The sequence below is a fragment of the Bacillus sp. FSL M8-0071 genome (genome assembly GCF_037975455.1).
GTDB lineage: Bacteria > Bacillota > Bacilli > Bacillales > Bacillaceae > Bacillus > Bacillus subtilis.
The window spans coordinates 2,921,103-2,944,657 of sequence record NZ_CP150256.1 but is presented as its reverse complement, the minus strand read 5'-3'; the positions used below and the strand labels follow the sequence as shown (position 1 = coordinate 2,944,657).

At 45.1% G+C, this 23,555-nt stretch carries 24 protein-coding genes; 20 read left to right on the top strand and 4 right to left on the bottom strand.

All coding sequences use genetic code 11. The features are described from left to right. Positions 1-9 precede the first annotated feature (9 nt). On the top strand, positions 10-1,401 hold the full coding sequence (pepV, locus tag MKX71_RS15290) for a dipeptidase PepV (protein WP_029318264.1): 1,392 nt from the start codon (positions 10-12) through the stop codon (positions 1,399-1,401). A 33-nt stretch (positions 1,402-1,434) separates the two neighbouring features. Here pepV and cysK read toward each other — a convergent pair whose 3' ends face one another. Beyond that, positions 1,435-2,370: a cysteine synthase A gene (gene cysK, locus MKX71_RS15285; protein ID WP_339231286.1), complete on the bottom strand. Its 936-nt coding sequence runs from the start codon at positions 2,368-2,370 to the stop codon at positions 1,435-1,437. Positions 2,371-2,518: 148 nt separating this feature from the next. Here cysK and thpR point away from each other — a divergent pair, with 148 nt between their 5' ends. The 5 genes from thpR to MKX71_RS15260 all read left to right on the top strand — a co-directional run bounded on the left by thpR (position 2,519) and on the right by MKX71_RS15260 (position 8,147). Next, positions 2,519-3,070 carry an RNA 2',3'-cyclic phosphodiesterase gene (gene thpR / locus MKX71_RS15280; RefSeq protein ID WP_003229239.1) on the top strand — a complete coding sequence of 184 codons (552 nt, stop codon included), beginning with the start codon at positions 2,519-2,521 and terminating at the stop codon, positions 3,068-3,070. Between the two features lie 25 nt (positions 3,071-3,095). Next, complete coding sequence (locus MKX71_RS15275) at positions 3,096-4,010, top strand: hypothetical protein (RefSeq protein ID WP_003229241.1); 915 nt, start codon at positions 3,096-3,098, stop codon at positions 4,008-4,010. 48 nt (positions 4,011-4,058) lie between these two features. Beyond that, positions 4,059-4,988: a diacylglycerol kinase family lipid kinase gene (locus tag MKX71_RS15270; protein WP_003229243.1), complete on the top strand. Its 930-nt coding sequence runs from the start codon at positions 4,059-4,061 to the stop codon at positions 4,986-4,988. Between the two features lie 25 nt (positions 4,989-5,013). Then, positions 5,014-7,170, top strand: coding sequence for a type I pullulanase (gene pulA, locus MKX71_RS15265; protein WP_339231285.1), 2,157 nt, complete (start codon positions 5,014-5,016; stop codon positions 7,168-7,170). A 179-nt stretch (positions 7,171-7,349) separates the two neighbouring features. Beyond that, a complete protein-coding gene (locus MKX71_RS15260; RefSeq protein WP_009967993.1) occupies positions 7,350-8,147 on the top strand; it encodes a phosphotransferase family protein in 798 nt (265 codons plus the stop codon). Here the strand turns inward: MKX71_RS15260 and MKX71_RS15255 are convergent, their stop codons facing one another. After that, positions 8,148-8,426, bottom strand: a complete 279-nt coding sequence (locus MKX71_RS15255) for a YtzH-like family protein (RefSeq protein WP_003237926.1) — start codon at positions 8,424-8,426, stop codon at positions 8,148-8,150. A gap of 206 nt (positions 8,427-8,632) precedes the next feature. Between MKX71_RS15255 and trmB the strand changes: the two genes are divergently transcribed. The 3 genes from trmB to MKX71_RS15240 all read left to right on the top strand — a co-directional run bounded on the left by trmB (position 8,633) and on the right by MKX71_RS15240 (position 11,972). Continuing rightward, on the top strand, positions 8,633-9,274 hold the full coding sequence (trmB, locus tag MKX71_RS15250; protein WP_004398646.1) for a tRNA (guanosine(46)-N7)-methyltransferase TrmB: 642 nt from the start codon (positions 8,633-8,635) through the stop codon (positions 9,272-9,274). 69 nt (positions 9,275-9,343) lie between these two features. Beyond that, positions 9,344-10,189, top strand: a complete 846-nt coding sequence (locus MKX71_RS15245; protein WP_024572201.1) for an MBL fold metallo-hydrolase — start codon at positions 9,344-9,346, stop codon at positions 10,187-10,189. An 82-nt stretch (positions 10,190-10,271) separates the two neighbouring features. After that, positions 10,272-11,972 carry an NAD-dependent malic enzyme gene (locus tag MKX71_RS15240; protein WP_327847042.1) on the top strand — a complete coding sequence of 567 codons (1,701 nt, stop codon included), beginning with the start codon at positions 10,272-10,274 and terminating at the stop codon, positions 11,970-11,972. Between the two features lie 52 nt (positions 11,973-12,024). Here the strand turns inward: MKX71_RS15240 and MKX71_RS15235 are convergent, their stop codons facing one another. Then, the gene (locus MKX71_RS15235; RefSeq protein ID WP_160221752.1) at positions 12,025-12,342 is read right to left on the bottom strand and encodes a PepSY domain-containing protein; all 318 of its coding nucleotides are present in this window, start codon (positions 12,340-12,342) and stop codon (positions 12,025-12,027) included. A 158-nt stretch (positions 12,343-12,500) separates the two neighbouring features. On the opposite strand from MKX71_RS15235, the gene MKX71_RS15230 reads away from it, so the two are divergent. Next, on the top strand, positions 12,501-13,574 hold the full coding sequence (locus tag MKX71_RS15230; protein WP_327847043.1) for a M42 family metallopeptidase: 1,074 nt from the start codon (positions 12,501-12,503) through the stop codon (positions 13,572-13,574). A 54-nt stretch (positions 13,575-13,628) separates the two neighbouring features. Here the strand turns inward: MKX71_RS15230 and MKX71_RS15225 are convergent, their stop codons facing one another. Further along, entirely contained in the window at positions 13,629-14,075 is a 447-nt protein-coding gene (locus tag MKX71_RS15225; RefSeq protein ID WP_003229263.1) for a YtoQ family protein, read from the bottom strand. A gap of 78 nt (positions 14,076-14,153) precedes the next feature. Between MKX71_RS15225 and MKX71_RS15220 the strand changes: the two genes are divergently transcribed. The 10 genes from MKX71_RS15220 (at position 14,154) to MKX71_RS15175 (ending at position 23,375) form a co-directional block, all read left to right on the top strand. Beyond that, a complete protein-coding gene (locus MKX71_RS15220) occupies positions 14,154-14,270 on the top strand; it encodes a hypothetical protein (protein WP_004399150.1) in 117 nt (38 codons plus the stop codon). Between the two features lie 38 nt (positions 14,271-14,308). Next, positions 14,309-14,632 (top strand): thioredoxin family protein, encoded by a 324-nt coding sequence (locus MKX71_RS15215; protein WP_024572891.1) that lies wholly within the window; start codon positions 14,309-14,311, stop codon positions 14,630-14,632. Positions 14,633-14,646: 14 nt separating this feature from the next. Beyond that, a complete protein-coding gene (locus tag MKX71_RS15210; RefSeq protein ID WP_009967991.1) occupies positions 14,647-15,456 on the top strand; it encodes a DUF1444 domain-containing protein in 810 nt (269 codons plus the stop codon). A 15-nt stretch (positions 15,457-15,471) separates the two neighbouring features. Continuing rightward, on the top strand, positions 15,472-16,077 hold the full coding sequence (gene ytpR, locus MKX71_RS15205; RefSeq protein WP_003229269.1) for a YtpR family tRNA-binding protein: 606 nt from the start codon (positions 15,472-15,474) through the stop codon (positions 16,075-16,077). Between the two features lie 159 nt (positions 16,078-16,236). After that, entirely contained in the window at positions 16,237-19,095 is a 2,859-nt protein-coding gene (gene sftA / locus MKX71_RS15200) for a DNA translocase SftA (protein ID WP_339231283.1), read from the top strand. 249 nt (positions 19,096-19,344) lie between these two features. Beyond that, complete coding sequence (gene murC / locus MKX71_RS15195) at positions 19,345-20,643, top strand: UDP-N-acetylmuramate--L-alanine ligase (protein ID WP_003229274.1); 1,299 nt, start codon at positions 19,345-19,347, stop codon at positions 20,641-20,643. Between the two features lie 161 nt (positions 20,644-20,804). Next, a complete protein-coding gene (locus MKX71_RS15190; RefSeq protein WP_003229276.1) occupies positions 20,805-21,227 on the top strand; it encodes a DUF948 domain-containing protein in 423 nt (140 codons plus the stop codon). 30 nt (positions 21,228-21,257) lie between these two features. Further along, positions 21,258-21,713, top strand: a complete 456-nt coding sequence (locus MKX71_RS15185; RefSeq protein ID WP_004398549.1) for a YtxH domain-containing protein — start codon at positions 21,258-21,260, stop codon at positions 21,711-21,713. A 23-nt stretch (positions 21,714-21,736) separates the two neighbouring features. Then, a complete protein-coding gene (gene ytxJ / locus MKX71_RS15180; RefSeq protein WP_014665009.1) occupies positions 21,737-22,063 on the top strand; it encodes a bacillithiol system redox-active protein YtxJ in 327 nt (108 codons plus the stop codon). Positions 22,064-22,298: 235 nt separating this feature from the next. Then, positions 22,299-23,375 (top strand): bifunctional 3-deoxy-7-phosphoheptulonate synthase/chorismate mutase, encoded by a 1,077-nt coding sequence (locus MKX71_RS15175; protein WP_003223454.1) that lies wholly within the window; start codon positions 22,299-22,301, stop codon positions 23,373-23,375. The last annotated feature ends 180 nt before the right edge of the window (positions 23,376-23,555 follow it).

Sequence of the window (23,555 nt, the reverse complement as noted above, 5' to 3'; positions counted from 1 at the left end):
GGGATCATTATGAACTGGGAAGTTGAAGTGATCAGAAAAAAAGAGGATTTAATTCGTGATACGCAGGAATTTTTGAGAATCAACAGTGTCATGGACGAAACAACCGCTGGACCCGGTAAACCGTTTGGAGAAGGGGTAAATGCCAGCCTGACTTCATTGCTGGAGCTTGGAGAAAAAGAAGGCTTTACAACAAAAAATCTTGACGGCTTCGCAGGTCATATTGAATGGGGGGAGGGCGATGACATTATCGGCGTACTTTGCCATGTTGACGTCGTGCCGCCGGGAGATGGGTGGACGAGTGATCCATTTTCAGCTGAAATCCGCAACGGACGGATTTATGCAAGGGGCGCCATTGATGACAAAGGCCCGACAATGGCGGCATTCTACGCGCTGAAAATCGTGAAAGACATGAATTTGCCCCTGTCCAAGCGAGTCAGAATGATTATCGGAACAGATGAAGAAAGCGATTGGAGATGCGTAGAGCATTATTTCAAGCATGAAGAAATGCCAACAATGGGCTTTGCGCCTGACGCCGATTTTCCAATCATTAATGCGGAAAAAGGGATCATCGATGCTTCTTTACTTATTCCGCACCGCCCAAATCAAGCAGAACCAAAGGCAGTGCTTGTCTCGTTTCAATCAGGCCTTCGTTTGAACATGGTGCCTGATGCTGCGGAAGCTGTCATTGAAGGGCCGAAAAATGAAGAGATTCTATCTTCATTTAAAGACATGCTCCGCACGACGGACCAAAAAGGGGAAGCTGCAATAGAGAACGGACAGCTCATTTTGCGTATGTACGGTCTTTCCTGCCATGCGATGGAACCGAACAATGGGATCAATGCCGGTATTTTATTGTGCGAATTTCTCCAGCAGACTGAGCTTGACGATGCAGGAAAGCGGTTTGTGCAAGTTGTGACAGATAAGTTCTCAGGTGATACAAGAGGAAAAAAACTGGACATCGACTGTGAGGATGAAATCAGCGGTGAGCTGACATTAAATGTCGGAACACTGCGCTATAAAGAAGGGCAAGGAGGCGAGCTCGGGATCAATATCCGCTATCCTGTGACAGCAGAAAGCAAAGCGATTCGCGATGCATTCGAAAGTGCATCTGAATTTGATCTGGGAGAATTCAAAGACAGCAAGCCGCATCACGTGTCCGCAGATCATCCGTTAGTCAAAACCCTGCAAAAGGTTTATGAAGGCCAGCTGGGTAAAAAAGCTGACTTAATCTCAATCGGCGGGGGGACATATGCGAGATCCTTAAAAGCCGGTGTCGCGTTCGGCCCGCTGTTCCCCGGACGCCCTGACAGCGCACACCAAAAGGATGAATATATCGAAATTGATGACCTGCTGAGATCGACAGCGTTATATGCTCAGGCCATTTACGAGCTTGCAAAATAAAAGGACCGGCTTCTGCTGAAGCCAGTCCTTTTTTTAAATAAATGACCATAAATCAGTTGATAAGTACCGTTCTCCTGTATCAGCTGTCATGCAGACCACAACTTTGTCAGGAGAGAGGCGTTTCGCTGTTTCGATTGCCGCGAAGCAGGCAGCGCCTGATGAAGGACCGACAAGAATTCCTTCTTCAGCAGCGAGCCGTCTTGTCGTCGTATACGCGTCTTCATCAGAGATTTTGATAATTTCATCATAAACGTCTTCGTTTAAAATCGGCGGTATAAAGCCTGGACTCGTTCCTACAAGTTTATGCGCGTCAGGTTTTCCGCCAGATAATACAGGCGAACCCGCTGGCTCAACAACATGAACCGTGATATCCGGAAAAAGCTCTTTGAGCGCCTCACCTGTTCCGGTAATGGTTCCGCCCGTTCCAGAGGAGGCGACAAAAGCGCCGAGCGGTTTTCCGATTTCCTCTATTGCCCGGGCGATTTCAGGCGCTGTTGTTTTCCGGTGCGCATCAGGATTAGCAGTGTTATCGAACTGCATTGGAATATAGCTGTTCGGAATTTGTTCGGCAAGCTCCTTCGCTTTTTTGATGCTGCCCGGCATTCTTTCCTCTCCGGGAGTTAATACAACCTCTGCACCGTAAGCTTTAAGTAGGTTGATCCGTTCCTTCGTCATCGTATCAGGCATAACTAAGATTGCTTTATATCCGCGTGCTGCCGCATTCATGGCGAGCCCGATTCCGGTATTTCCGCTTGTCGGCTCTATAATAACTGATCCCGGCTTGAGTAAACCGTTTTGTTCAGCTTCTATGATCATTTGATAAGCGGCTCTGTCTTTCACACTGCCGCTCGGATTGAAAAATTCAAGCTTCAAATAGACTTGTGCCGCATTTTCCGGCTGAAGCCTATTCAATCTCACTAGCGGTGTATCTCCTATCAGATCAGCTGTGTTTGCAACGATTTTCAACATTGTCATTCCTTTCTGAATAAAACAAGTGTCATATAATATCCTAACATAATAAACGTTTGTGCGAGAGTGTTTTCATACACTGTTCCTCTATCCGCACAGCCTCTTTATTGATAAAATAATAGCTGTCAAAGAAGGGAGTGTCAGACGGATGCCAGATATACGGCCTCATTATTTCATCGGCGTTCCCATACCTGAGGGAATTGCAAATCCGATCTACCAGGCTGCGAAAAACGAACCGATATTGACGTTTCAAAAATGGGTGCACCCGCTTGACTATCATATCACGTTAATTTTTCTCGGAGCGGCGGATGAGACACAAATAAAGAAGCTTGAAGGTTCGCTAGCAGAGATTGCTTCAGAAATTGATCCATTTTCAATTAAGTTTGGCAAGATAGATGTATTCGGCGACCGCAGAAAGCCGCGCGTTTTACATCTGGAGCCAAAGAAAAACAAAACGCTTGATAGACTGCGGGAACATACGAAACAGGCTGTACTTCAGGCCGGCTTTCAAGTGGAAAAAAGACCGTATCATCCTCATATGACGCTGGCAAGAAAATGGACAGGCGAAGATGGATTTCCAGCTCATGTTCCGTTTGAAAGCGGCGAGGTTTCGATGATGGCTGAACGATTTTCGCTCTTTCAAATACACTTGAACCAATCACCAAAATACGAGGAAATATTCAAATTTCAATTATCTTAATTCATTGCGGAGTGGAGAAACAAACATGGCACAAATCATCAAAATTCATGATTATATATCGAGATATGAGCTTGATCCGTACCATTATATCAACCAGTTTGTACGTTTGAAAAAAGAGCGCTGGCTTTCACTAGTAGAAGCAGCGGAGCGCCAGCATGAAGAAAGGCAAGCCAGTGCTGAAGAACCGGAACCGGTGCAGAAACGAAAAAAATTTTCATTGAAAAGAAGAAAAGAAGAGATAAAAGCCGATATACAAGAAGAGAGACACCAATGGTTTGAGGACGAAGAAGATATTCATGTAAGGCTCCCGAAGAGCAGGGTGGCGCTTGCTTCTTTTTATAAAAGGCATTTATATGATTTTCAGCTCAAATGGGCAAGCTCTACTCTTTCAGAAATATCTCAACTCTCAAACCAAGTGAAGCAGGACCGCATTTTGCGTTATCTGACCCAGCAGCTGCCTGATTCTTATTTTATTATGTATAAGCCTGTGCTGAAAATTCAGCAGGCGGCGGTTGAATTAAGCATTGTGATTATTTCTCCTCTGGAAATTTATTGCGTTTCTTTTTTAGAGGCTGAGGAAGACAGTGTCTACATAGGGTCTAAAAATCGTTTTTGGGACAAGAAAACAGCCTCTCAGACTGCATCAGTGTTAAATCCAGGGCTTAGCCTGTTTCGTACGGACTCGGTTGTGTCAAAGATCGTAAAGGAAAAACAGGCTGAGATTCCGGTTCGAAAATTGCTTCTGAGCAGAACGTCGTACATCGATTACCCGGAGCCGCCATACGGCTTAGAAATAGCGGATAAGCGGAGCGCGGAAGAATGGATTGAGCGGCAGAAGAAAAACACTGCTCCGATCAAACATCATCAGGTAAAGGCTGCAAAGGCTCTATTGTCTTACTGCATGTCTGACTCCTATCGCAGACAGGAGTGGCTGGAGTAAAAGAGAACGATTTGAGCGGTTTTCTCATAACATAAGCAGGTGAGAAAGATGAGCCATTGGTTTTTTATTATTAATCCGACAGCAGGACATCGAAACGGCCTGCGTGTTTGGAAGTCCATTCAAAAAGAATTGATCAAACGAAAGGTTGAGCACCGTTCATTTTTAACTGAACATCCGGGACACGCCGAGGTGCTCGCCAGACAGATTTCAACGATACAGGAATATAAGCTGAAGCGCCTGATCGTCATTGGCGGAGACGGAACCATGCATGAAGTTGTCAACGGGCTGAAAGATGTTGACGATATTGAGCTGAGCTTTGTGCCGGCGGGCGCGTATAATGATTTTTCGCGAGGGTTCTCTATTAAAAAAATCGATCTGATACAGGAAATCAAGAAGGTGAAGCGCCCGTTAACAAGAACCTTTCATTTAGGGAGCGTCAATTTCCTTCAGGATAAATCACAGATTCTTTATTTTATGAATCATATCGGGATCGGGTTTGACGCATATGTCAATAAAAAGGCGATGGAATTTCCGTTGAGACGGGTTTTTCTTTTTCTCCGCCTTCGATTTCTTGTGTATCCGCTTTCTCATTTGCACGCTTCGGCAACCTTTAAGCCGTTTACGTTAGCTTGTACGACGGAAGACGAGACGCGCGAATTTCATGATGTCTGGTTTGCCGTTGTATCCAACCATCCGTTTTACGGGGGAGGCATGAAGGCGGCGCCCCTAGCAAATCCGCGCGAGAAGACATTTGATATCGTAATCGTTGAAAACCAGCCGTTTTTGAAAAAATATTGGCTTTTATGTCTCATGGCATTTGGAAAACATACAAAGATGGATGGCGTTACGATGTTTAAAGCGAAGGACATTACATTTTACACGAAGGACAAAATCCCGTTCCATGCTGACGGAGAAATCATGGGCACTACCCCGTTTCGTCTGGCATCTAGTCCTTCACCCCTAAGAATCAAAACATAAACGTGTTTGGAGGAGAGAGCTTCCGATGGTCAGCATCCGCCGCAGCTTCGAAGCGTATGTCGATGACATGAATATCATTACTGTTCTGATTCCTGCTGAACAAAAGGAAATCATGACACCGCCGTTTCGGCTTGAGACAGAAATAACAGATTTTCCTCTGGCTGTCAGGGAGGAATACTCCCTTGAAGCAAAATACAAGTACGTCTGCGTATCCGACCATCCTGTGACATTTGGAAAAATCCATTGCGTCAGAGCATCCAGCGGCCACAAAACGGATCTCCAAATTGGCGCGGTCATCCGGACGGCAGCGTTTGATGACGAATTTTATTATGACGGAGAGCTGGGCGCCGTTTATACCGCGGATCATACCGTATTTAAAGTATGGGCGCCTGCTGCAACCTCAGCTGCTGTCAAGCTTTCACACCCCAATAAAAGCGGGCGCACATTCCAAATGACTCGGTTGGAAAAAGGCGTCTATGCCGTTACGGTCACAGGTGACCTTCACGGATATGAGTATTTGTTTTGCATCTGCAACAATTCAGAATGGATGGAAACAGTTGACCCGTATGCCAAGGCTGTGACTGTAAATGGAGAGAAGGGCGTCGTCTTGCGCCCGGATCAAATGAAATGGACTGCTCCTCTTAAACCATTCTCACACCCTGTGGATGCCGTCATCTATGAGACGCATCTTCGCGACTTCTCCATCCATGAAAACAGCGGCATGATAAACAAGGGAAAATACTTAGCGCTGACGGAAACTGATACACAAACCGCAAATGGCAGTTCTTCGGGATTAGCGTATGTAAAAGAGCTTGGTGTGACACATGTGGAGCTTCTGCCGGTGAATGATTTTGCCGGAGTTGATGAAGAGAAGCCGCTTGATGCATACAATTGGGGATATAACCCGCTTCATTTCTTTGCCCCGGAGGGAAGCTATGCCTCAAATCCTCATGATCCTCAAACGAGAAAAACAGAGCTGAAACAAATGATCAATACCCTGCATCAGCACGGTCTGCGAGTCATTCTGGATGTTGTTTTTAACCATGTGTATAAGAGGGAGAATTCCCCCTTTGAAAAGACAGTGCCCGGTTATTTTTTCCGGCACGACGAATGTGGGATGCCATCAAACGGCACCGGCGTTGGCAATGATATTGCATCAGAAAGAAGGATGGCAAGAAAATTCATTGCGGATTGCGTGGTCTATTGGCTTGAAGAATACAATGTTGACGGCTTCCGCTTTGATCTCCTCGGGATTTTAGATATTGACACCGTGCTTTATATGAAAGAGAAAGCAACTAAGGCAAAGCCCGGAATCCTGCTTTTTGGAGAAGGGTGGGGTCTGGCTACACCGCTGCCGCATGAACAGAAAGCTGCTTTGGCGAACGCGCCAAGAATGCCGGGCATCGGCTTTTTTAATGATATGTTTCGTGACGCTGTAAAAGGGAACACCTTTCACCTTAAGGCAGCAGGGTTTGCGCTCGGCAGCGGTGAATCAGCACAAGCTGTGATGCATGGAATTGCCGGGTCTTCCGGATGGAAGGCATTAGCACCGATTGTTCCGGAACCAAGCCAGTCCATCAATTATGTCGAATCACACGACAATCACACCTTTTGGGATAAAATGAGCTTTGCGCTTCCTCAAGAAAATGACAGCCGAAAGCGAAGCAGGCAAAGGCTTGCAGCCGCGATTATTTTGCTTGCCCAAGGGGTGCCGTTTATTCACAGCGGCCAGGAATTTTTCCGGACGAAGCAGGGAGTGGAAAACAGCTATCAATCCAGTGACAGCATCAACCAGCTCGACTGGGATCGCCGTGAAACATTCAAAGAAGATGTTCACTATATCCGCAGGCTGATCTCGCTGAGAAAAGCGCATCCTGCATTCCGTCTTAGGTCCGCTGCAGACATCCAGCGCCATCTTGAATGCTTGACGCTAAAAGAACACCTTATCGCATACAGGCTTTATGATCTTGACGAGGTTGACGAATGGAAAGATATCATTGTTATCCATCACGCGAGTCCAGACTCCGTCGAGTGGAGGCTGCCAAACGACATACCTTATCGGCTTTTATGTGATCCATCAGGATTTCAGGAAGACCCAACAGAAATCAAGAAAACGGTTGCAGTAAACGGCATCGGAACGGTTATCTTATATTTAGCATCAGATCTTAAGAGTTTTGCTTGACGAAGTTTGTGCTATAGCGCTAAAATTTAAAGGACGGCTATTGATTAGCATATGAGACTCTCAATAGCTGTCTTTTTTATTTTTATACGATTCGTACGAAAAAGGCATTCGCTGGATAGACTAGAAACGATTAGCCTTAATTCTAAAATATTTTAAGAAATGATGGGTTGAACATTGATATGAACTGGTTGGGACAATTACTAGGTAGCGATTGGGAGATCTTCCCCGCCGGAGGAGCTACAGGAGATGCATATTATGCGAAACATAACGGGCAGCAGCTTTTTTTAAAACGTAATAGCTCACCTTTTTTAGCTGTTTTATCCGCCGAAGGCATTGTTCCGAAGCTGGTTTGGACAAAACGGATGGAAAATGGGGACGTCATTACGGCCCAGCACTGGATGACCGGCAGAGAGCTGAAGCCTAAAGACATGAGCGGACGGCCCGTTGCTGAATTGCTTCGTAAAATACACACATCAAAAGCCTTGCTGGACATGCTGAAGAGACTTGGAAAAGAACCGCTGAACCCGGGGGCTCTTTTGTCTCAGCTGAAGCAGGCTGTATTTGCTGTGCAGCAATCTTCGCCGCTGATTCAAGAAGGGATCAAGTATTTGGAAGAACACCTGCATGAAGTGCATTTCGGTGAGAAAGTCGTTTGCCATTGTGATGTCAATCATAATAACTGGCTATTGTCTGAAGACAACCAGCTGTATTTAATTGACTGGGACGGCGCCATGATCGCTGATCCGGCGATGGACCTCGGGCCTTTGCTGTACCACTACGTCGAAAAGCCAGCTTGGGAGAGCTGGCTGAGCATGTACGGCATAGAGCTGACAGAAAGCCTTCGGTTGCGAATGGCTTGGTATGTGTTATCTGAAACAATTACTTTCATTGCCTGGCATAAAGCAAAAGGCAATGATAAGGAATTTCATGATGCAATGGAAGAGCTGCATATCCTCATGAAACGAATTGTTGATTAATCAGGAATACGAATCCATTTGCTCTACCCATTGAGACAGGCTGTTCTGATGCTCTTGTATGTGTGAGTCGATGGATTTGGACGATATTCCTGATTGGCTGTAGCGGTAAACATCTTCAAGCACGTTTTTGAAATTTGAATCAAGCTCGGTGTTTGCCATCAGTGATTTAATCACACGCTCAAGCTGCTCGTACTCTGCGACTGTTCCGCAGCAGTCCAATTGATGGTCAGTCAATATATCCTTCAATAAATGAACTTGATGCTCATAATGTAAACCCATAACGGTACACATCCCTTCAGTATCATACGGGTTAAATTGTTCAAAACAGAGCGTTTTTATACATGGGAAAGGAGTGTTCCAGCAGACGGGACCCTCTTTTTTTATGCGCTCGGCCTTAAGAGAGATACACTGGAAAAACGAGCTTGCGGGTCTTTTTAATTCATGGTATGTTGTTAGTCGAAATAATAGATAGAGGTGTCAATCATATGAGAATGCGCCACAAGCCTTGGGCTGATGACTTTTTGGCTGAAAACGCAGATATTGCCATCAGCAATCCTGCTGATTATAAAGGGAAATGGAACACAGTGTTTGGCAACGACAATCCGATCCATATCGAGGTTGGTACAGGAAAAGGCCAATTTATTTCTGGTATGGCCAAACAAAATCCCGACATCAATTATATTGGTATTGAGTTATTTAAAAGCGTCATCGTGACAGCCGTCCAAAAAGTAAAAGACAGCGAAGCGCAGAATGTAAAGCTTCTGAATATAGATGCGGACACGCTGACGGATGTGTTTGAGCCGGGGGAAGTGAAACGGGTCTACTTGAACTTTTCTGATCCTTGGCCGAAGAAACGGCATGAAAAACGCCGCCTGACATATTCCCACTTCCTCAAAAAATATGAAGAAGTAATGGGCAAAGGCGGATCGATTCATTTTAAAACGGACAACCGAGGTTTATTTGAGTACTCTTTGAAGAGCTTCTCTGAGTACGGCCTCCTGCTGACATACGTCAGTCTCGATTTGCATAACAGCAATCTGGAAGGCAATATTATGACAGAATATGAAGAAAAATTCTCTGCACTCGGCCAGCCGATCTATCGGGCTGAGGTTGAATGGAGAACGTAAAGACAGACTCTGACAGGAGTCTGTTTTTTTTATGGGCCGTTTGCTACCATGATGAGAGGGGGGATGAAAATGGAAACAATGAAAATTGGTAATATCACGTTGACCTGGCTTGACGGGGGCGTGACGCATATGGACGGAGGTGCCATGTTCGGCGTCGTTCCAAAGCCGCTTTGGTCTAAAAAATATCCAGTCAATGAAAAAAACCAGATTGAACTAAGGACAGACCCTATTTTGATTCAAAAGGATGGGCTCAATATCATCGTTGACGCCGGAATTGGGTACGGCAAGCTGACTGATAAACAAAAACGAAACTATGGCGTGACACAAGAGTCGAATGTGAAACCATCATTAGCAGCACTCGGATTAACGGTTGCCGATATAGATGTGATCGCAATGACACACCTTCATTTTGATCATGCATGCGGTTTAACGGAATATGAAGGTGAACGGCTCGTCTCTGTCTTTCCGAATGCAGTGATTTATACATCAGCTGTTGAATGGGACGAAATGCGCCATCCGAATATCAGGTCGAAAAATACGTATTGGAAAGAAAATTGGGAGGCTGTAGCTGGCCAAGTCAAAACCTTTGAAGACACCTTAACGATCACAGAGGGTATTACAATGCATCACACCGGAGGCCATAGCGACGGACACAGCGTCCTGATATGCGAGGATGCGGGTGAAACTGCCGTACATATGGCAGATCTGATGCCGACACATGCCCACCGCAATCCGCTATGGGTGCTGGCTTACGATGATTATCCGATGACCTCTATCCCGCAAAAGCAGAAATGGCAGGCGTTCGCAGCAGAAAAAGACGCTTGGTTTATTTTTTACCATGATGCCGAGTATCGCGCCCTTCAATGGGAGGAGGACGGAAGCATCAAAAAGTCAGTTAAGCGAATGAAGCAATAGCATATTTTTATGTTTACCCTGCATGTTTTCCGGCTAATAATGCAAACCTAGTACTAATTATGCTCAGAAAGGAAGAGGCAGGGTGAAACAATTCAGAGTAACAAACGAAGGAGACATTCAAACAACATTAAGAGGCCTTGAAGTGCTCTCTGTTCCTTTTTTGAACAAAGGTGTTGCTTTTACTGAGGAAGAAAGAAAAGAACTTGGTTTAAAAGGCTTTCTGCCGCCCAAGGTATTAACAATTGATGATCAGGCGAAAAGAGCGTATGAACAATATTCCGCACAGCCTGACGATTTGAGCAAAAATGTCTATTTAACGGCGCTGCACGATCGGAATGAAACGCTGTTTTACCGCCTGTTAAATGACCATTTAGGGGAAATGCTCCCGATTGTCTACACACCGACAGTCGGAACGGCAATCCAGAGATACAGCCATGAATACAGAAAACCACGAGGGCTCTATCTGTCAATCGATGACCCGGACGGTATGAAAGAAGCATTTAAACAGTATAAAGATCAAAATGATACGATTGATTTAATTGTTGCAACTGATGCGGAAGGAATTTTAGGAATCGGTGACTGGGGCGTCGGAGGAATCGCGATTTCTATTGGCAAGCTGGCGGTTTATACAGCGGCTGCAGGCATTGATCCGAGCAGAGTGTTGGCTGTTGTTTTAGATGCGGGGACAAATCAGGAGAGCCTCTTGAACGACCCGCTTTATGTCGGCAACCAGCATTCCAGAGTGCGCGGGGAACGCTATGACCAATTTATTGACGACTACGTTGCGCTGGCGAGAGAAACATTTCCGAATGCATTGCTGCATTGGGAGGATTTCGGGGCGAAAAACGCGCGAAGCATTTTGAAACGCTATAAAGATAAAGTGTGTACCTTCAATGATGATATCCAAGGAACTGGCGCTGTTTCTTTGGCCGCAGTCTTATCCTGTGCAAAAGCGTCTAAAGTTCCGCTGAGAGATCACAGAGTTGTTATATTCGGAGCGGGAACGGCAGGAATCGGAATTGCCGAACAGCTGCGGGAAGCATTGGTGCGCGAGGGACTGAGTGAAGAAGAATCATACAAGCGCTTCTGGTGCATAGACAGGAACGGGCTGTTAACAGATGATATGGATCAGCTTCTTGATTTCCAAAAGCCGTATGCTCGTTCGGCTGATGAAGTGAAGGATTATCAGCGGAACGGAGACGGCGGAGGCATTGATCTTCTTGAAGTGGTCCGGCAGGCGAAACCGACGATCCTGATCGGCACATCTACGGTTTCCGGCGCTTTCACTGAAGAAATTGTAAAAGAAATGGCGTCACATGTGAAACGGCCGGCGATTTTGCCAATGTCAAATCCGACAACTCTTTCTGAAGCAAAGCCGGAGGATTTAATCGAATGGACAGAAGGCCGTGCGCTGATCACGACAGGAAGCCCGTTCCCGCCAGTTGAATATAACGGAGTTACGTATCATATCGGGCAGGCAAACAACGCGCTTGTCTTCCCTGGTCTCGGTCTTGGAACGATTGTTACCAAATCAAAATTAATTACCGACGGCATGTTTGAAGCATGTGCCCGGGCAATCGCAGGTATGGTCAATGTCGGGGTGCCTGGCGCGCCGATGCTTCCAAAAGTTGAAGATTTGCGCACTGTTTCGGCAACCGTTGCTGTTGAAGTTGCAAAAACCGCAATGAAGGAAGGCGTCGCTACGGAAGAGCCTGAAGACATTATACAGGCAGTGCAGAATGCGATGTGGTATCCGGTATACAAACCGATTCGCGCGATATAATAAAAAAGAGCCGCTGCGTGGGCAGCGGCTTCTATTTTTTGCTTGTCCGGTGTTAAGAGGCGATTGTATCAATGACATCAACAATTTCTCCCGTTTTCGCATCCACCATGACTTCATACTGTTCTAATTCTCCGAAAGCTGATCGTGTAATGCCGGTTTTGTATACATGTACCGTTTCTCCGTTAATATTGTAGGGCTCCGGCTGGGTGTAAATCCATGATCCGTCAATCGGGCCCCGCTGCTTAAAAGCAGACTTTACAATTCGAAGCGCTTTTTCTGAAGAAATATAAGGCTTCATCACATATTGTTTCACAACGACAGCCGTACAAATTCCAAGTCCTGCTCCTAAAAGAAGATGACGCAATTTCAAAATAAAGCACCTCCTGGTTGATCGTACTTTTCATTATACAGAAACAGCCAAATCCTGTTAAGCAATACGCGGCTGATCGAGCAGATTGGGTCAGGGTGCTTGGAAAACTTCATTGTTTCTAATAAAATAAAAGGACTACATAGAAATGAGGGGAAAACATGAATCAAGAAACGAAAGCGCTTTTCCAAACACTGACGCAGCTTCCCGGCGCGCCGGGCAATGAGCATCAGGTTCGTGCTTTTATGAAGCAGGAGCTAGCCAAATATGCCGATGACATCGTTCAGGACAGACTGGGAAGTGTTTTCGGAGTCAGACGAGGCGCAGAGGACGCACCGAGAATTATGGTAGCCGGGCACATGGACGAAGTCGGCTTCATGGTGACATCCATTACAGACAACGGGCTGCTCAGATTCCAGACGCTCGGAGGCTGGTGGAGCCAAGTTTTGCTTGCGCAGCGGGTTGAAATTCAAACAGATAACGGGCCGGTTCCGGGTGTGATTTCAAGCATACCGCCGCATTTATTGACAGATGCGCAGCGAAACCGTCCGATGGATATCAAGAACATGATGATCGACATTGGAGCGGATGATAAGGAAGACGCCATCAAAATCGGCATTAAACCGGGACAGCAGATCGTGCCTGTTTGTCCGTTTACGACGATGGCGAATGAAAAGAAAATTTTATCAAAAGCATGGGATAACAGATATGGATGCGGCTTAAGCATTGAACTTCTGAAGGAATTACACGGTAAAGAGCTTCCGAATACACTCTATGCGGGTGCAACGGTTCAGGAAGAAGTAGGGCTAAGGGGCGCGCAGACGGCTTCTCATATGATTAAACCGGACTTGTTTTTCGCCCTTGACGCCAGCCCGGCAAACGATATGAGCGGAGACAAAAATGAATTCGGCAAGCTTGGAAAAGGCTTTTTGCTGCGCATTCTTGACAGAACGACAGTCATGCATCGCGGAATGAGGGAATTCGTTCTTGATATGGCTGAAACGCATGATATTCCATATCAATATTTTGTATCCGGCGGGGGAACAGACGCAGGCAAGGTTCATATTTCGAACAGCGGTGTGCCGTCAGCGGTTATCGGAATATGTTCCCGCTATATTCATACAAACGCTTCTATCATTCATATTGATGATTATGCTGCTGCTAAAGAAATGCTCATCAAACTTGTAACAGCCTGCGATAAGCAGACAGTGGATGCGATTAAAGAAAATATGTAGGTTTCACAAAAGCTTGTTGAACGAGCAGTAAGCCCGGATCGACAAGCTTTTTTCTTATTCTGTTTCAAATAGATAGGAAAGGGCCTTAATGGCTTGGTTAACGGTTTCAACCGTAATATTCGCTTTATTTGAAAGCTCTTTTAAAGGATGGTGGAGCGATTCCGGCCGGATGATAATCAGGGGTTTTCCTTTTGCGATCGCATATGATGCATCCATTGCCGTGTTCCACTGTTTGTACTTTTCGCCAAACAGGGCGATCACAAAGTCTGCTTTATTCATCAGGACGGCGGTTCTGAAGTTGTTGATGTCAGAGGCTTTGTCATCCTTTAAAACGGCATTTGGCTGTACGCCCATAATTTCTTCACCAATATTGTCTGAGCGGTCATGATTCTCCATCGGGCCAACAAACGTAATCGGGAGCTTCAGTGATTTTGTTTTTTCTTTAATTTCCTCGCGCCAATTGCTGTGGATTTCTCCTGCTAGATAGACGATAAACTCCATATAAAAATCCCTCCTTATGTATGTCCATCTGTAAATTTTACCCTCATGTACACGATGTTAAACGAAACGAGCTTGATAATGCAAATAAAATATGATAATGATAATGGGAAAGCCAATCTTACATATTCATTCGTTGCATATAAGTGGTTTTGCCTCAAGCAGTTTGGTATGATCCAAATGGACGAGTATCGATAAAAAACATGTAAGAACTTAAACAACTGGAGGGATATGAAATGAAAAAAATTGAATCAACTCAAGAGTTGGAAAAAGCGGTACAGGATGATTGGGCTGTATTTATGTTTTCAGCCGATTGGTGCCCGGATTGCCGTTTTGTAGAGCCTTTCCTGCCTGAACTGGAAGCGAATTTTCCTGAATTCACCTACTACTACGTAGACCGTGACAAATTCATTGATACATGTGCAGAGTGGGAAATTTACGGAATCCCAAGCTTTGTGGTGTTTAATGAAGGAAAAGAAGTAAATCGTTTTGTGAGCAAAGACCGCAAAACAAAAGAAGAAATTGAACAGTTTTTAACAGACTCTCTCGCTAAAGCGTAAAGGAGGACATCGGTTTGAAAATGACCTCAAGGAAGCTGTCAGATATACTGAAACAGCGCCTTCAGCACGAGAATCGCTCCTTTCTGTTTGACAGAGAAAAAGACACCCTCCGTGTTGAGGATCAAACGACTAAAAAAGGGATTACGCTCGATTTGCCGCCGATTATTGCAAAATGGGAACTGAAAAAAGACGAAGCCATTGATGAGATCGTGTACTATGTCTCCGAAGCGATGACGGCAATGGAAGGGAAGGCTCAGGAAATGACCGGGAAAGAAACTCGCATTTATCCGGTCATCCGCTCGACTTCCTTCCCGGACAAGTCCAGTGAAGATATCCCGCTCATTTATGACGATCATACCGCAGAGACAAGAATTTATTACGCGCTTGATCTCGGGAAAACCTACCGTTTAATTGACCAGCGCATGCTTGAGAAAGAAAACTGGACAAAAGAGCGGATCAGAGAGACGGCCGCATTTAATCTCCGTTCCCTGCCGACGGTTGTCAAAGAGGATACGGTTGCCGGCAATTACTTTTATTTCTTCAGGGCAAACGACGGATACGACGCAAGCCGGATTTTGAACGAAGCGATCTTAAATGAATATAAGCAGCATGCAGAAGGGGAGCTGGCGATCTCTGTTCCTCATCAGGACGTTTTGATTCTTGCTGACATCCGAAATGAATCGGGGTATGATATTCTAGGACAAATGTCGATGAGCTTCTTTGCAGGCGGCACCGTCCCGATTACCGCCCTATCATTTTTGTACAATGAAGGAAAGCTGGAACCGGTGTTTATCCTGGCGAAAAGCCGTCCGAAAAAGGATTAGAAAGGATTTTTACTTATGAACGCTTTTTATAATAAAGAAGGTGTGGGAGACACGCTCCTGATCTCTCTTCAAGATGTGACACGCGAACAATTAGGCTATGAAAAACACGGCGATGTCGTCAAAATTTTCAATAACGAAACAAAAGAAACAACGGGCTTCAACATTTTCAATGCGTCTTCTTACTTGACCATTGATGAAAACGGCCCTGTTGCGCTCTCAGAAACATTCGTGCAAGATGTGAATGAGATTTTAAACAGAAACGGCGTTGAAGAAACATTAGTCGTTGATTTATCTCCGAAGTTTGTTGTGGGTTATGTAGAATCAAAAGAAAAACATCCGAATGCGGATAAATTAAGCGTATGTAAAGTCAACGTAGGAGAAGAAACGCTTCAGATCGTCTGCGGCGCGCCTAACGTTGACCAAGGCCAAAAAGTTGTCGTTGCCAAAGTCGGTGCTGTGATGCCAAGCGGACTTGTCATTAAGGATGCAGAGCTTCGTGGCGTTCCGTCAAGCGGGATGATCTGCTCAGCGAAAGAGCTTGATTTGCCGGATGCCCCTGCTGAAAAAGGAATCCTTGTGTTAGAAGGAGACTATGAGGCGGGAGACGCATTTCAGTTTTAGACTCCCATAAATCCGCCAAAAAAAACGAATCATGTGAAAAGCCGCTAAGCCCTTGTTTAGCGGCTTTGTTTCTGCTGATAGCTTAATCTTTTCTGGGCCGACCAGCAGTGGTATACTAAAAACCGTCCCAGAAAACTATAAGGGAGTTAGAGATAAATTATGAGTTGGCTTCATAAATTTTTTGATTTGTTTTTAGGCGAAAGCGAAGAGGATGCTGAACGGGAGACAAAACCCGCTCAAATTCCGCAGCAACAAGAAGTACATCATCCTGAAGGACAATTAAAAAGATTGGAAGATCCTAAAATATATTATGAATATCCAAAAGGCAAATTCCGTTTTCCAGTCGTGCCTGACGGATACAAAAATCATGACCTGAGAAGGCGCCGCACACCATCGGACGAACCGAAATCCGCGCCTCGTCCAAGTGCTGCACCTTACAGAGAGCGTCCCAGAAATGAAGAAGAGCAGCATACATATCAAGCAGCAGAGCCGGCGAAGAAACCGTTTAAACCGACAAATATCCCTTCGCCTGTCTATGGATTCAATCAAAAACCATCTGTTAAAAAGGATGTGCCGAAAAAGCCTTCTGAAACATTGAACGAACCGGATAAATCGGTAAAAGAGAAGATAACACTGCTGTCAGAAGAGATCGAACGTGAACGCGGCTATCCTGCTTCAGACACACAGGCGCATTCCAAAAAAGAAAGTCCTTTCTTCCCGGATACCCAATTTGAAAAACAGCCTTCTGGCGTTTTAAACAGAAAGGATACGGAGCATGATGAGGCGCTGGCGAAACGGCCAGCCGAGCCGTCAGGTAACAAAGTGCCATTTGAGTCAGGCGTTCAACAGCCGGAAAAAGAGGAGCCTTCCTTCCCAGCTGAACATGCCGAAGAGCAAACACCGCCTGAGATGCTCACAGATACGGCGGCTGAAGGGCTTTCAGACAGTGAAGTAGGCCGCGAAGAGCCTGCAACGGCTAAGGAAGAACAAAGGGAGCAGCAGTCAGAGAAAATTGAAGAGCCTGTTTTCTCCGCTGAACTTGATGAAGAGCAAACAGCTCCTGAATCTCAGACTGAGTCAGTATCTGAGGATGAAAAAGCAAAAGAGCCGTCAGACAGCCTAGTATACAATCATCATGAAAACGCGGCAGAAGGTGCTGAGTCCCCGTTCGTTCAAGAAGAACAAATGGACATTCGTCAGGAAGAGCCTTTATTGACTGATCATGAGTATTCATCAGAGGCTCTGGCTCAAGCAGAAACTGTGGCAAAAGAATCAGAAGAGCCATCAGACAGCATAATAAATAATCATTATGACACCCTGGGAGAGGCTCAGGAAACGAAGATAGATGTTCAGCCAGACAGCCATACAGAGCTTGAGAAAACTGAACGCTTAGAGCAGGGTTCCAAATCGTTTACTGCAACTCTTGAAAATCGGCAGGGAATTCACGCAGACAAACCTCGCGAAGCTTCAGAAGAGCCGAAAAAAAGGCCTGGTGTACAGGCGAAAAGGACTGAACAAAACGCATCTTCTCAAAAAGGGCCATCCGTTCCTTTTAATGTGATGATGCTGAAAAGAGATACGCATAAACAGCAAAAAGCAGAGGAGCGCCGCGGCAGCTATGTATTTCCGAATGTTGCACTGCTTGATGTCCCGCCAGCGCAGGTTCAAGATGATGCTGCGTGGATCGAAGAACAGCGTCAACTTCTTGATTTGACCTTGAAAAACTTCAATGTCCGCGCCAATGTGGTCCATGTAACCCAGGGGCCGTCTGTCACGAGATTTGAAGTGCATCCTGAACCGGGTGTAAAGGTGAATAAAATCACCAACTTGTCCGATGATATTAAACTCAGTCTCTCAGCGAGAGATATTCGGATTGAAGCGCCGATTCCGGGGAAAAACACGATCGGAATTGAAGTGCCGAACCGCACGAGCAAGGTGGTTGATTTGCGCCAAATGATTCGCAGCTCAGCTTTCAGGACAAGCAAGTCACCGCTCACAGCTGCGCTGGGATTAGATATTTCAGGAAATCCTGTTGTTATCGACTTGAAGAAAATGCCGCATGGCTTGATTGCCGGCGCTACAGGCTCCGGAAAAAGCGTATGCATCAATACAATATTAGTCAGCCTGCTTTATAAAGCTGACCCGAGTGAGGTAAAGGTGCTGCTGATTGATCCGAAAATGGTAGAGCTGGCCCCTTACAATAAAATTCCTCACCTCGTCAGCCCGGTCATTACTGACGCTAAAGCGGCTACAGCTGCTTTGAAATGGGTCGTTGAGGAAATGGAGCGACGCTATGAGCTTTTTGCCCATTCAGGTGTCCGCGACATTGACCGCTTTAATCAATTAACCGCTGAACACCAAATGGGTGAAAAGCTGCCATATTTAGTTGTCATTATTGATGAGCTTGCAGATTTGATGATGGTGGCTCCAAACGATGTGGAAGAAAGCATTGCGCGGATCGCCCAAAAAGCCAGAGCGTGCGGTATCCATCTTCTCGTCGCAACTCAGCGTCCGTCAGTCGATGTCATTACAGGTCTGATTAAGGCGAATATCCCGACGAGAATCGCCTTTTCTGTCTCAAGCCAGGTTGATTCCCGAACAATTATTGACATAGCCGGTGCAGAAAAGCTTCTCGGAAAAGGGGATATGCTCTTTTTGGAAAACGGATCGGGAAAACCGGTCCGTCTGCAAGGTAACTTTGTGTCAGACCGGGAAATTGACCGCGTCGTTTCCCATGTCAGAAGCCAAATGCCGCCGACCTATTTATTTGAACAAGAAGAGCTCGTAAGACAAGGATCAGCCCTGAAAGAAGAGGACGAACTGTTTTACGAAGCGTGTGAGTTTGTTGTAGAGCAAAACAGTGCGAGCACCTCAAGCCTGCAAAGAAGATTCAGAATCGGTTACAATCGTGCGGCAAGGCTGATCGACATGATGGAAGCGGAAGGCATGATCTCTGAGGCAAAAGGAAGCAAGCCTCGAGAGGTGCTGATCACAGCAAGTGATTTAATAAACGAATAATATGGGTTCATTTTCACACCAAACATGGTATGATAGTGTTTAGAGCATTTAACAGCTATGCCGCTTTACAGCAGCTGTGCATAGACAAATCTTGATATCTGGGTTTAATCGGAAAGAAATAACCTGATACTAAACATAACAAAACATATAAAATACGCCGCTAAGGGAGGCTTTTCAGCCGCCGCGGTCGCAAATTGAAATGAGCGTCATATACTGGGGAACAGATAGACGTTTGTTGGAGGTACAATTATGACTGTTTATCATTTTGTTGGAATAAAAGGGACCGGTATGAGTCCGCTTGCCCAAATACTTCATGATAATGGATATACTGTCCAAGGATCGGATATCGAAAAATTTATTTTTACGCAAACAGCGCTTGAAAAAAGAAATATTACGATTCTTCCTTTTAGCGCGGAAAATATTAAACCCGGCATGACAGTCATCGCCGGAAACGCATTCCCAGACACGCATCCTGAAATAGAAAAAGCGATGTCTGAGGGAATTCCGGTGATACGTTATCATAAGTTTTTAGGCGACTACATGAAAAAATTCACGAGTGTTGCCGTTACGGGCGCACACGGCAAAACGTCGACTACGGGTCTGCTGGCTCACGTGATCCAAAACGCAAAACCGACGTCTTTCTTAATCGGGGACGGAACAGGCCAGGGAAATGAAAACAGCGAATACTTTGTGTTTGAAGCGTGCGAATACCGCCGCCATTTCTTAAGCTATCAGCCAGATTACGCAATTATGACGAATATTGATTTTGATCACCCTGATTACTTCTCAAGCATTGACGATGTATTTGACGCTTTCCAAGAGATGGCTCTTCAAGTCAACAAAGGCATTATTGCCTGCGGAGACGATGAGCATCTGCCGAAAATCCATGCAAACGTCCCGGTTGTGTATTACGGCACGGGGGAAGAAAATGATTTTCAAGCCAGAAACATCGTAAAAAGCACGGAAGGGACAACTTTTGATGTCTTTGTCCGCAATACGTTCTATGATACGTTTTATATTCCTGCGTACGGCCACCACAATGTATTAAACTCATTGGCGGTCATTGCGTTATGCCATTATGAAGAAATTGATTCCAGCATCATTAAGCATGCTCTCAAATCCTTTGGGGGCGTCAAACGCAGATTCAATGAGAAGCAGCTTGGGGATCAAGTGCTGATCGATGACTATGCCCATCATCCGACAGAAATAAAAGTGACAATCGAGGCGGCAAGACAGAAATATCCTGATCGGGAAATTGTCGCGGTATTCCAGCCTCATACATTTACACGGACGCAGCAGTTCCTTGACGAATTTGCAGAAAGCCTGAGCGGCGCTGACTGTGTGTATTTATGCGATATTTTCGGCTCAGCCCGTGAGAATGCCGGAAAGCTGACGATCGGGGATCTCCAGGGAAAAATTCATAATGCCAAGCTGATTGAAGAAGATGACACATCTGTTTTAAAAGCTCATGATAAAGCCGTTCTCATCTTCATGGGAGCAGGAGATATCCAAAAATATATGAGAGCCTACGAAAACGTCATGGCATAATAAAAAGCAGTGATCTCACTGCTTTTTATTTATCTGATGGAAAAGCTTATTAAAGGATTTTCTTACATAACGGAGAATAGTATGTATACAGCCCAGTACACATGTTTAGGATTGAAGAAAACGGGTAAACAGCAGTATATCCTGCAGCAAGGAGGTTTGAGATGATTATTATTCTTTATTTGAGCGTTGCACTCATCGCAGTTGCATTTCTCGTATTAGTGATCTACTTGTCTAAAACACTGAAGTCATTGCAGCTGACACTAAAAAACGTCGCATCCACTCTTGAAGGGCTGGAGGGACAAATGAAGGGCATCACAACTGAAACAGCCGAGCTTTTACATAAGACCAACCGCCTGGCTGAAGATATTCAGGAAAAATCAGAAAAGCTGAACACGGTCGTTCATGCTGTTCAAGGAGTGGGAGCTTCTGTACAGCAGTTCAATACATCCATGAAACAAGCGGCAGGGTCTGTATCGGCATCAGTTAGAGAAAATCAAGATAAGATCAATCAAGTTGTCACATGGAGTCAAGCAGCAATGGAAATTTGGGAGAAATGGAAGCAAAAGAAAAAATCAGCCCTGTAAGAGAAAAAAATACTAAGAGGAGGAATAATGATGAGCAAAGATGGAATTAATAGTAAAGATTTTTTAATCGGAACTTTAATCGGGGGAATCATCGGTGCCACTACAGCTCTTTTTCTAGCGCCTAAATCAGGCAAAGAACTTCGCGACGATCTCGGCAGCCAGGCTGTTGCTTTACGGGACAAAACTGATAAAATGACGGCAGATGCGAAGGAAAAAGGCACGCAATATGTCAGCATCGCAAAAGACAAAACTTCCAACATCACACAGCTTGTAGCGGATCAGTCTGGACAGATCATGAACAAGGTAAAGGATTTAAGAGACCGTTCCAAATCTGACAAAACGGATTCATCGACTGCAATGCAGGATATGAGGGAAGAAGCGATGCAGGCGGCTGATGAAACAAAAGATCAAGTCCTCCAGACGAAAGAAGATGTAAAAGACGAACTGAAAGATGCACAAAAACAGGCTGAGCAGTTGAATCGCTGAGCAGGGAAGGAAGAGCTTGAGTCATGGCTAAACAGCTTATTCAATCTGAGGAAGAATTTAAACGGATTGCAGAACAGGAAGGCGCTTTCGTCTTCTTTAAACACAGCACCACATGCCCGATCAGCCAGGCAGCATTTCATGAGTTTGATGCCTTTGCAAATCAGCATGAGGATGTGCCGGCTTACTATCTTCAAGTACAAGAAGCCCGGCCGCTGTCCAATTTCATTGCAGAAACATATGGGGTCAAGCATGAAAGCCCTCAGGTATTCATCATCCAGAACGGTGAAGTGAAATGGCATACCTCACATTCACAAATTACAGAAGCCGCTATTGAGCAGCATTTGTCATAGAAAAAAGCGTCCAGATAACATCTGGCGCTTTTTTTTGTAAAAAACCCTTGAACATTGCCCTCACATCATGTAGGATAGCTTCATAGATTACTTTATCACTTAAAAGCGTTTGGGTAATAAAGTAGAGTTTTTATAAAATTTTTTGTATTTCAGTATTTCCATTTGGAATTACTTATAGTAAGATGCATGATAACTACAAAATAAAAAATGAATGTGCAGGGAAAGGATGAAAAAAATGAGCAACACAGAGTTAGAGCTTTTAAGGCAGAAAGCAGACGAATTAAACCTACAAATTTTAAAATTAATCAACGAACGCGGCAATGTTGTAAAAGAGATCGGTAAAGCGAAGGAAGCACAGGGTGTCAACCGATTTGACCCTGTCAGAGAACGCACAATGTTAAACAATATCATTGAAAACAATGACGGGCCGTTCGAAAATTCAACCATCCAGCACATTTTTAAAGAGATATTCAAAGCCGGTTTAGAGCTTCAGGAAGAAGATCACAGCAAAGCGCTGCTTGTCTCCCGCAAGAAAAAACCTGAAGATACAATTGTTGATATCAAAGGCGAAAAAATCGGAGACGGCCAGCAAAGATTCATTGTCGGCCCATGTGCGGTAGAGAGCTATGAGCAGGTAGCTGAAGTCGCTGCAGCTGCGAAAAAACAAGGGATTAAAATTTTGCGCGGTGGAGCCTTTAAGCCTCGTACGAGCCCATACGATTTCCAAGGGCTTGGTGTTGAAGGCCTTCAAATTTTAAAACGTGTAGCGGATGAATTTGATCTGGCGGTTATCAGTGAAATCGTAACTCCGGCTCATATCGAAGAAGCGCTGGACTACATTGATGTCATTCAAATCGGAGCGCGCAACATGCAAAACTTCGAATTGCTGAAAGCGGCCGGCGCCGTGAAAAAGCCAGTGCTTCTGAAGCGCGGTCTTGCTGCAACGATCTCTGAATTCATCAATGCTGCTGAATACATCATGTCACAAGGAAATGACCAAATTATCCTTTGTGAGCGCGGAATCAGAACATATGAAACAGCAACGAGAAACACGCTGGATATTTCAGCTGTGCCGATTTTGAAACAAGAAACGCATTTGCCAGTCTTTGTTGATGTTACGCATTCAACAGGCCGCCGTGACCTCTTGCTTCCGACAGCTAAAGCCGCTTTAGCGATCGGTGCTGATGGCGTAATGGCTGAGGTTCACCCTGATCCGTCAGTCGCACTTTCTGACTCTGCTCAGCAAATGGCGATTCCTGAATTCGAAAAATGGCTGAATGAACTGAAGCCAATGGTGAAAGTCAACGCTTAATTGAACAATCCAAAAGGCCGCGCCTGCGGCCTTTTTTTATGCTTTCTCGTTTATTTAGTTATAAAAACCAAGTATACGTTTTCATCATCTATAAAAACGTGTATAATTTCATGAGAAGTAATTAAATTTGATGAATAATGAAAAATAATGTACACTACTGACTTACGCTTACAAATCATA

Coding starts and splice junctions, on each gene's coding strand:
- pepV (WP_029318264.1), top strand. CDS start 10: ATGAACTGGGAAGTTGAAGTGATCAGAAAAAAAGAGGATTTAATTCGT.
- cysK (WP_339231286.1), bottom strand. CDS start 2,370: ATGTTGAAAATCGTTGCAAACACAGCTGATCTGATAGGAGATACACCG.
- thpR (WP_003229239.1), top strand. CDS start 2,519: ATGCCAGATATACGGCCTCATTATTTCATCGGCGTTCCCATACCTGAG.
- MKX71_RS15275 (WP_003229241.1), top strand. CDS start 3,096: ATGGCACAAATCATCAAAATTCATGATTATATATCGAGATATGAGCTT.
- MKX71_RS15270 (WP_003229243.1), top strand. CDS start 4,059: ATGAGCCATTGGTTTTTTATTATTAATCCGACAGCAGGACATCGAAAC.
- pulA (WP_339231285.1), top strand. CDS start 5,014: ATGGTCAGCATCCGCCGCAGCTTCGAAGCGTATGTCGATGACATGAAT.
- MKX71_RS15260 (WP_009967993.1), top strand. CDS start 7,350: ATGAACTGGTTGGGACAATTACTAGGTAGCGATTGGGAGATCTTCCCC.
- MKX71_RS15255 (WP_003237926.1), bottom strand. CDS start 8,426: ATGGGTTTACATTATGAGCATCAAGTTCATTTATTGAAGGATATATTG.
- trmB (WP_004398646.1), top strand. CDS start 8,633: ATGAGAATGCGCCACAAGCCTTGGGCTGATGACTTTTTGGCTGAAAAC.
- MKX71_RS15245 (WP_024572201.1), top strand. CDS start 9,344: ATGGAAACAATGAAAATTGGTAATATCACGTTGACCTGGCTTGACGGG.
- MKX71_RS15230 (WP_327847043.1), top strand. CDS start 12,501: ATGAATCAAGAAACGAAAGCGCTTTTCCAAACACTGACGCAGCTTCCC.
- MKX71_RS15225 (WP_003229263.1), bottom strand. CDS start 14,075: ATGGAGTTTATCGTCTATCTAGCAGGAGAAATCCACAGCAATTGGCGC.
- MKX71_RS15220 (WP_004399150.1), top strand. CDS start 14,154: ATGCAAATAAAATATGATAATGATAATGGGAAAGCCAATCTTACATAT.
- MKX71_RS15215 (WP_024572891.1), top strand. CDS start 14,309: ATGAAAAAAATTGAATCAACTCAAGAGTTGGAAAAAGCGGTACAGGAT.
- ytpR (WP_003229269.1), top strand. CDS start 15,472: ATGAACGCTTTTTATAATAAAGAAGGTGTGGGAGACACGCTCCTGATC.
- sftA (WP_339231283.1), top strand. CDS start 16,237: ATGAGTTGGCTTCATAAATTTTTTGATTTGTTTTTAGGCGAAAGCGAA.
- murC (WP_003229274.1), top strand. CDS start 19,345: ATGACTGTTTATCATTTTGTTGGAATAAAAGGGACCGGTATGAGTCCG.
- MKX71_RS15190 (WP_003229276.1), top strand. CDS start 20,805: ATGATTATTATTCTTTATTTGAGCGTTGCACTCATCGCAGTTGCATTT.
- MKX71_RS15185 (WP_004398549.1), top strand. CDS start 21,258: ATGAGCAAAGATGGAATTAATAGTAAAGATTTTTTAATCGGAACTTTA.
- ytxJ (WP_014665009.1), top strand. CDS start 21,737: ATGGCTAAACAGCTTATTCAATCTGAGGAAGAATTTAAACGGATTGCA.
- MKX71_RS15175 (WP_003223454.1), top strand. CDS start 22,299: ATGAGCAACACAGAGTTAGAGCTTTTAAGGCAGAAAGCAGACGAATTA.